Genomic DNA, 6,410 nt, shown 5'->3' on the forward strand with positions numbered 1-6,410 from the left:
GGTCGACGGAACGACCGGTTTCCTGACCAGCCTTTCGGCTGGGTAAAACAATTGCATACGCGACTTCATGTCGCACTAGGTCATGCCCGTCAGGGATATGCCGAGGAGCAGGCCGAGGCTAATGCCAATCAAGCGGCCAACGAGCGAAGCGATGATGAATTCCTTTCCTAAGCGCGGTGTTGAGCATAAATCGAAAATCAACGACAGAAGAGGCTTAAACAATAAAAGAATGGCGAGAAGCGCGAAGCTGAGGGCTAAGATCTGCCAGGCATTAATGGTATACACCCCGGGGAGCCGATCGAGAAGCGTCGCGACGAGCGGCACGCCTGCTGCGCCTGCAAGTATGCCGACGACCACGCCTGCTACCAGATAGTCCGTTGCGTAAAACGAATCGTTCATATGTCCGCGGCGGATAAACAATCTTTCCTCGAGAACGCCACCAGACGGTGCGCAAGCGGGACCGGTCGGGCGCAAATGATAAAAAAAGCACTCGTGCTCAGCGACTGAGCACGAGCGCGCGTACGGCGTCCACACCTTGTGCGCTGCTGCAAGGTGTGGCAAGTTTGACCTAATCAGCCGGATTGCGGCGTGATCAAGCGTGATCATGCCAGGGTTGACGTAAGCGCTGCCGCGAGGCGCAAAGTGCCTGTAAGGCGCTGTGTCTTAAGCGCCCGATGCCATTGCAGGTGCGTGGCGCAAACGAGCGCCATTTACGCCATTTATCGCGGCAGGTTTCACGAGCGCAGGCGTTGCCTGCACGGCCAGGCGCTTGTGGAGGACTATGGCTGCTGATCGAGGTAGTCGAGGTAATGATCGAAGGGCAGCGGCACGTCATACTCGATATGATCCACCACGGCGTAGGTGTAGGTTGTATCGCCGTGTACGACCTGCGCGGGGTGCATATAAGCCTGCCACGGCTCAAAGCGTGGCTGATAATTGCCATCGGCGCTGGGAAAAAAAGGCAGCGTGTGGCCTTGATCGATTGCGGCGATGAATTCCGGCGGGGCATCCTGATCCCGTGCAATTTCGCGGAGCGCTTGTAGCGTTTGCTCGGTGTAGACGATCAGTCGTGCGGCCTTTCCGCGGCTATTGAGCATCATCAACCCATCTGGACGGGCGCAGATATAGTGCTCTATGATTTCACGCGCGGTGAAAATCTGTTGAATGACCTGGGCCAGGCGTGCATCGCGCAAGAATTTGAAATCCGTCACCTCCAGGGTATCCGCCAAGGCTTGCCACTGCCGCTCAAAGTACGCGTGCTGTAGATTTTTTAGCGTCTGCGTCAGTACCTGAACGACCTCGGGCGATTGTTTTTGTAAAAAACAATCTATCAGGCCCTCGTTAAAGCTTTTGACCGCCACCTGTTCATCCGCCACGCCGGTCAACACAATTTTCTTGATGTTGGGATTTTGAATATTGCGACAAAACTCCAGCCCATTCATGCCGGGCATATCATAGTCCACCACGACCGTCGAGATGCGCGCAAAGCGTTGCGTATCATGAATTTGCTGACCGATCGACTCGACGCTCATTTTAATGAGTTCGTGCGCCCCGGGATCTTCGGCTTCATGACGAGCGAAAAATTGAGCCCTCGTGTGCAGCCCGCTTTGCTGATTGATGGCCTCCAGCGCGTGTTTGGGAGAATCGAATAGACGAAAAGCGAGTTTTTCGTCTAACTGCAGGGCCAAGTTCGCGAGGAACCTGGCACTATCATCGACAAAAACCACGGTGGTGGGAAAGAGAAAGGGGGCGATTTCTAATTTTTTCATAGGGTTTATTTTGCAGTAGGAAAGGAAAGTATAAATTCAGTGTATTCTCCCGCCACTGAGTGACACTCAATTGCGCCATTGCAGGCGCGCATGACATCGCGACAAAAGGCCAGGCCGATGCCGGCGCCCGCGCCAAACGTATGCGGTTGGTCAGACGTGGTATGAAAGCGTGTAAAGATATGCGGCAGGCGTTGGGCGGGAATGCCTTCGCCCGTGTCGCGAAACACGAGGTAATTCTTGTTGGCTTGTGGCATCAGCGTGATGCATATGCTGTCTCTAATATCCCGTTTCATATGAGTGAGGGCGTTTTTGAGCAAGTTGAATAAAACATGAACGATCAACATCATGGAGCCTAAAAACTCAAAATCCGCCTCCAGATTGCAAGAGACGAGCGTTTGCTCGCCCTCGCGGAAGGGAAAGCGCTGGAGCGCCAGACGCACGCATGCGGCGGCCGAGCAATGCGTGTCATCATGTTGGGGGTAGGCGGTGATGCGGGCGTTGGTGAGCAAAATGTCTATCATGGCGCTAGAGTGAAGCGCCTCTTGTTCGATGCGCTCCAGTGCGCCGTGGATGGCATTCAAGTGCGAGTGACGGATCGCCGGGACGAGCAACGAATTGGCGCGCGCCAATGTGTAGCTCTCAATCAAGATCGGCAAGTGGTGGGCCAGGCCGGCCGCGCCCGTACGAATGGCGAGCAACGGGGTCCGCAATTCATGGGCCAGACTGCCGGCGGTCGCAAGCATGGCCTTTTGTTGGGCGATGCGAATGCGCTCCGCGTCATAGTTGCATAAAGCGCCGAGCGTCATGGCGAAGGAGAAAATCGCGAGGTGGGCCAGATCCGATAGACTCGGCAGGGTGGGGTCGCCCGTGAGACGATAAGCGAGGTAGGCTAAACCGCTGCCGAGCACAAAGTGTAAAAGTAATGTGAGCCAATCCAACAGCATCACCATGACGAACGCCGCAATGAGCGCGCTCTCCAGCCAGACGTTGGCCATGTGGTTTTTCAAAAGCATAAAGGTGAAAAAGAATGGCAACGCATATAAGCTGACGGCGTGCCAATAGTAGATTAGGTATCGACGCGCTTTGCCTTTCCAGCGATCGCTGAAAATGATCGGGAAATATAAAGCCGCGCCGATGAGTCTCAGTGACAAATTTTCATAATGCTGGGGAAAGAGGTCGTGCCAAACAAAGTAATAGAGTGGGAAGCCAACCACGGCCAAAATCGCGAAGGCTTGAAGCCGTCTTTCGATATACTCCATATTTCTCGCTGCTGGTTCGAAAGCCTGGCTCAGGCATGCGATAAATAGTTTGCGCACAGCTGGACTCCGGCAAAAAATGTCGCAGTGAGGATTAGGATGCTTGGCGGCGGCGTATCCATACGGTTGAGCTCGCCTGTTCTCGCGTTTGCCTCGATGCCAACAGGGGGTATCGCTCGTGCGGGACGTGAGAGGCGCGAGTGTTGGCGCCCAGGAAAATCGCCTAGGAGCACTTCAGACGGAGACGGCCGAGGGGAAGCCATGGCCGCACGCATGATCGGTCGGTTTAACCGCGGGCCGGCAGGCGTAAAGGGTATTGCGCCTGGCGTGGTACCGTCTTCGCCGTCGGGGGTAGGGGCGGCGGGTTGTCCCAATGAGCGGGGCGTCTGCAACGGTAGGTCAGCGCGTGCATTATGCCTATAGTGACAGGCAGCGCGACACTGTTGCATCTGACAGTATGTGGTGACGCGCCAGCGGTGGCGCAATGTTGGTCTGGGGCGACACATGGAGCGGGCGGGCGACTCAGATGGATACCAAGCAAACCTTAAAAAGGTGGTGAACGCCCTGAATTCGCGCGGACGGCGCGTGTTATCCGATGCGTGTGTTCTGGGGCGGTGGCATCTTTCGCTCGGCGCCCCGCGTACTCTCGGTCTACCAGAGGATTCATGGAGGACGCTTGGCGCTTAAGGTAGTTCAGGGCGTGCACGTCGCCTCCACGCGAGACGCAAGCTCAGCGCACGGCGCCGTATTGCCGAACCCAACTTAATGTAAAGCGCCTGCTGGCGGTCATGGGTCAAGATTTGTGAGTTTTTATAGCGCGTTAAAAAAGTAGGGCATCAATCGTGAGCCGATGCCCGTTCAAAAGATCCGCCGCAAGATCCGCCCGCGTCAATCCGGTCATGTTTTAATTAGATGATTTTTGTTCGTGAGATTTAGTGATCAAGTCTAATGCGCTTTGCGTCAATTCAAACGTCAAATCGAGTCTAGCTGCACCAAAAAAGGGCGTTTTCGTTGGGGCTTATTTGTCTAAAGTCTGGATTTCATGCCCCATGTTTTGCTAGACAAATGCATAACTCATTGTTATTTCGTTGCTTTTCGAGTTATGGTGTTAATTAAGGGGTAAGCCAAAAGGCTGGATACGGGACTAAAGGATGCGAGCCTTTCGGACAAAAATTGTGCGCCTCTAGAAGGGAGTATTACAAAAAGTTACATCTCTAGATGGCTAAAACCGCTACTAATGTTCTCCGTTAAGGTGCTCTCAGATTTTAGAAGGAGTATTCAAGATTGGTGACGTCTTCTAAGAAAGCAATCGGAAAATTCTGCTACGATGCCTGGGTGTCTTGATGCGGGTAGGCCGCGCAAATGCTTTTCACTGCGCTCCGGCTCGCTCGCAGGCCCCTGTTGTTTTTATTGCTGTCAGCCCTGACAGGTTACAAATTATCCCGAGTGAGTTAACGTACGGTGGATCAAGACGTCCCTCGTTGTATCAGGCATGTATCGAGACAAGCAAGCGCTCACACCATAAGCGCTCTCGTGCTTGCCAACACATTTATGCCCCGTGCAAGGAGTTTTATATGACAGTCCAGCAGATCTTAGCGTTGATCCAACAAGACGCTGACAGCTTCTCCCTTGCTGCGTCGGACGCACTGCCCGCCTACGCAGAGATCCTAGCGGAGGTCGTCGGGCATGTTACGCCGGACGATTTCACTGCACTGATCGCGATTGGTAGCGTGTTGCGTCGAAATGCCGATGCGGAACAAATGACCCAAGATCTGTTAACCAGACACCGATATTCCGCCATCAGGGCGTCGAGTGCGACATCGTCTCATTTTTGAGCGGTCACCGATGTGTCTTATTGCGATTTGGCGCGCGTGCTTGTTATTGGGCTCGTTGCTCACGTTTTCGAATAATCTGGTTTGTAAAATCACAAAAACGCGAACGGAAGTGCCCCGCACAGATATATGGTCTTTGGCCCTGTCTCCCAGGAAGTGATTCAGCGCAAGTCGGATGTTGGGAGCGGGTGCGGGCCGATGGTCTTCCCAATGTGTCGCAGCCGCTCGGGCGCGGCGCTCGATTGGTGCGCCGCTGGGGGACTGCCATTCGTGGGTCTAGAAACAATCGAGGCGACGGTGGCGCTGATACTGGCGCGCCGTGATTGGCGCAGTATGCGGGGGCGAGCCGTCCGGTGGGACACGCGATTATCCGAAATAACCTGATATAGATGCCGACCTGCATGCTATTCGGCGATGATCGCGTGGCTTTGCCTTTCAGTGGCAGCCGTCGCAAGGTCTGGGCACGGCTGCGCGACGTGTACGAGAGCCGTGTCTTGCGGATCCGCACACTGCGTTAATGGGCGAGCGGCAGGCATCGCGGATTGGGCCTCGGTGGGTTCTGGGCCCCGAGGGGTTTTGGGCGGCCATGTTGGGTCATGCTCGGCCGGGCTCCCGTCTCGAATCGCTTGCTCCCCAGGAATTTGGGATATATCGCACGGACTTCTTGTTTGTCAAAAAATTACCAAGATGCATCGTATTTTCGCACAAAGCGAATAACGAACTACCATCGCAATTCAGAATGGCCCTCTGCGGCAGGCTGATAGCCGCGCGCCTCACGCTCGAAATGATCAGCAGTGACAGGTGGCTGTTTTTGTCGAGGCAACAACTTTGCATGCAGGGGCCGGGGGGCAGTAAAAAAGCTTCGTGACGCGTCACACGCCTGCCTAACCCACGGATTACAGACCCCTTGTGGCGGTTGGAGCTGTTCGATGGATCTGTGGTAGGCCGATGAAGGCGCACTCAACTGCTAGGAATCCGCGCGGCAGACAGAATTTGAGCTGCCGGTACTGACGCCACATCGTGCGGGCGTCAACGCCGATTGCGGTTTGGCCCGCCATTGCGCGCAAAAGTGGCTTTCCCGGCGGCGAAATCAGGGCAATGTTGTCCCCTTCGGGACTTACGCAGGCGTCATTTTCGACATTCTGCGTAGGTTCAGCGCCGCGCAGACGAGTTTCCATTCGGCCTGTGCCTTGGCCAGTCCACGCATGCTGAATTGTCGAAATCCGAGAACGCTCTTTACCCAGGCATTCGGCGGTTCGGACAGCCATTTGCGCTTTCGATAGGCCGCCTGAGTTTGCGCACAAGTAAACTTGTCGGCCATCGCGGCGCATAGCGGGCGCTTCCGGGCATCGACCTTCACCTCTTTCTTGCCCTCGCGTCCGGGCGCCACGATCAACTCGGCGGGGTGCTCGCGCAATTGTTCGAACGTCGCCTCCGAGCGGTAGCCCGCATCGGCAAGGACTTGCTTGGGGGCGGCCCCGGCGTCGCGCGCTACCGCCGCCAGAACGATCGGCAATTGGCCGCTGTCGGCAGCACAGTTACCCCGTTCGGCC

The 6,410-nt window shown here is 55.5% G+C and carries 5 protein-coding genes; 1 reads left to right on the plus strand and 4 read right to left on the minus strand.

Annotated elements, in window-relative coordinates:
* Positions 1-75: 75 nt before the first annotated feature.
* The 3 genes from AWB78_RS48000 to AWB78_RS40955 form a co-directional block, all read right to left on the minus strand.
* Positions 76-606, minus strand: coding sequence for a hypothetical protein (locus AWB78_RS48000; RefSeq protein ID WP_198399472.1), 531 nt, complete (start codon positions 604-606; stop codon positions 76-78).
* A 173-nt stretch (positions 607-779) separates the two neighbouring features.
* Positions 780-1,769, minus strand: a complete 990-nt coding sequence (locus tag AWB78_RS40950; protein WP_062612815.1) for a response regulator — start codon at positions 1,767-1,769, stop codon at positions 780-782.
* A gap of 5 nt (positions 1,770-1,774) precedes the next feature.
* Positions 1,775-3,028 carry a sensor histidine kinase gene (locus AWB78_RS40955; RefSeq protein ID WP_062612816.1) on the minus strand — a complete coding sequence of 418 codons (1,254 nt, stop codon included), beginning with the start codon at positions 3,026-3,028 and terminating at the stop codon, positions 1,775-1,777.
* Positions 3,029-4,599: 1,571 nt separating this feature from the next.
* Here AWB78_RS40955 and AWB78_RS40960 point away from each other — a divergent pair.
* Positions 4,600-4,860: a hypothetical protein gene (locus AWB78_RS40960; RefSeq protein ID WP_062612818.1), complete on the plus strand. Its 261-nt coding sequence runs from the start codon at positions 4,600-4,602 to the stop codon at positions 4,858-4,860.
* 1,114 nt (positions 4,861-5,974) lie between these two features.
* Here AWB78_RS40960 and AWB78_RS40970 read toward each other — a convergent pair.
* On the minus strand, positions 5,975-6,410 hold a 436-nt coding region (locus tag AWB78_RS40970; protein WP_157697842.1), incomplete at its 5' end, for a transposase.

The sequence above is a fragment of the Caballeronia calidae genome (assembly GCF_900044055.2).
In the GTDB taxonomy this organism is placed as follows: domain Bacteria; phylum Pseudomonadota; class Gammaproteobacteria; order Burkholderiales; family Burkholderiaceae; genus Caballeronia; species Caballeronia calidae.